Source organism: Wolbachia endosymbiont of Cylisticus convexus (genome assembly GCF_003344345.1).
The window spans coordinates 1-2,068 of the sequence record NZ_QPIP01000210.1; the positions used below are offsets into that span (position 1 = coordinate 1).

2 protein-coding genes are annotated in these 2,068 nt (G+C 33.4%); one reads left to right on the top strand and one right to left on the bottom strand.

Annotation, left to right across the window (positions count from 1 at the left end; translation table 11 throughout):
* Positions 1 to 231 precede the first annotated feature (231 nt).
* Positions 232 to 1,179 (bottom strand): IS110 family RNA-guided transposase, encoded by a 948-nt coding sequence (locus Wcon_RS10490; protein ID WP_063630491.1) that lies wholly within the window; start codon positions 1,177 to 1,179, stop codon positions 232 to 234.
* A gap of 533 nt (positions 1,180 to 1,712) precedes the next feature.
* On the opposite strand from Wcon_RS10490, the gene Wcon_RS10495 reads away from it, so the two are divergent.
* The coding region (locus Wcon_RS10495; RefSeq protein WP_237349973.1) for a recombinase family protein at positions 1,713 to 2,068 on the top strand (356 nt) is incomplete at its 3' end.

Sequence of the window (2,068 nt, forward strand, 5' to 3'; positions counted from 1 at the left end):
CATCAACTATGTTTTTTAAAATTTTTTGAATTTAGTCTTATTACAACTCTTATTTATAGTTTTGTATTCTTATTCAATTGAAAAACGTATTTTTGGCAATAAAAACCCTAGTTCATTACAGAAAGAAATTTATATCAAACAACTACCACTGCTTAGATCTTATGATTAATGAATATGTGCTTTAAATTTGTGTGGCGCGCATATTCATTAACCTATTTTCTTATGCAGATTTTAAAAATTTGCGTTAATTGCTTCTTTAAGCCTTGCATTAGCAATCACTATAATTTTGCGCATTAGAGCTGTTATGACTACCATCTTCTTTTTACCTCTACCAATGAGAGCAGAATAAAAAGCACCAAGTGCAGATTTAGTCCTTGAAGCAGCCATCGCAGATGTAAAAAGCTTTTCACGAACGTTCCTTCTGCCACCACTTATTCTGCGATAACCAATAGCTTTACCACTTTCTTTTGGATGCGGGGCAACTCCAGCAAGACTAGCAACTTCTTGCCTGCTTAAGTAGCCAAGTTCTGGCATCAAGCATACAAAATCTTGTGATAACTTTTTACCTATTCCTGGTACTGTTCTTATGATTTTTTGGCGCTTTTTTAACTCTGGATTCTCATCGATAATTTTTTGTATGGCATCATTGAGCTCATCTATTTGACTGTTAAAAAAGTCAATAGTTTTTTGGCAACTTTCTTTTATATAGTCGTTTTCAGGTGCTTTCAGTCTACATTTCTCTTGAGCTCTTATTTGTGTAAGGTCATCACGACGTTGACAAAGTGCAGCTAAGGCTGTTTGTTCTTTTGACATAGGCACAAATAGAGATAGAGTACTATAACGCTCAAATCCATATTGAGCAAGGGCTCTTGCATCTGATTGATCAGACTTTGCTAAAATTCCATGAGATAAGGTAAAGCTTTTTACTTTGCGAGTATTAGCTCGATGTACAGCAACATTCTTATCAACCAGAAAGTGTGCTAAGCCAAGCTCATATTTTCCTGTATTTTCCAAAGTTACAAAAGAATTAGGTAGAATATTTGAAAAATTTTGAAACAATTGTTGCCAACCAGCAGCATTATTATCAAACTTGATAGTGTTCTTTTGGTTGTGAACTGCAGCAACATTTTTAAATTTTCCGATATCAATGCCAATAAAATTTTGATAAGATGTAATCATAATAACCTCGATTAGTTTTAGTTAATTTAAGATTGTAAACGGGTGCATATGTATGTCCCACACAACTATTCAAACGTATCGAGAGATAGGGCTAGTGTACCTTGATGAGCACGGTTGTATAGCCATTATTCTAGCGGTCGCACACGCCCGTGATAACTCCATTCCTATAGTGAGTGGAGTTATCTTCCCTCTTATCTCCTTTATATCATATTTTTAACTTACAATATTCTACTGTTTACTGGAGTGGTCAATACACCTACGACAATGTTGCCAACAATTTAAAACTTGAAAAAAGTATTTCCAGAAAACTTTTATGTCCAAAAGTAAGAGCTCCATTTATTTATGACGCTAATGACGAACTAATTATCAGCTTTAATGTAGTGGATTAATAATGAGCATATTATTTAAATGGAATGTTATGAACAGTAAAGAAAGATTTGCCATACGAGTTAGTTATGAACCTGATAGGTTGGCAGAGGTATATTTATTAGACGCCTACACAAAATTAATGCCAGTGCTAAAGTATTCAGTAAATGCAAATAAAAAAGAACTTCAAGGAGGATCAAATGTTAACAGTAAGCTTATATGCAAGAGTTTCTTCAGAAAAACAAGTACAAGAGAATACGATTGCAAGTCAACTTTCAGCTTTAGAAAATAAAATTAAAGCAGATGGGCATGAATTGCTAGATGAACATAAATTCGTTGATAATGGCTATAGTGGATCTAATTTAGTTCGTCCTGCCTTAGAAAAATTACGTAATAAAGTAGCAGAAGGTAAAATTGACATAATCTATATTCATTCTCCTGATCGTTTATCGCGTAAATATGCATATCAGATGGTTTTACTTGAAGAATTACAGAAAGCAAAAGTAGAAGTAATTTTTTTAAA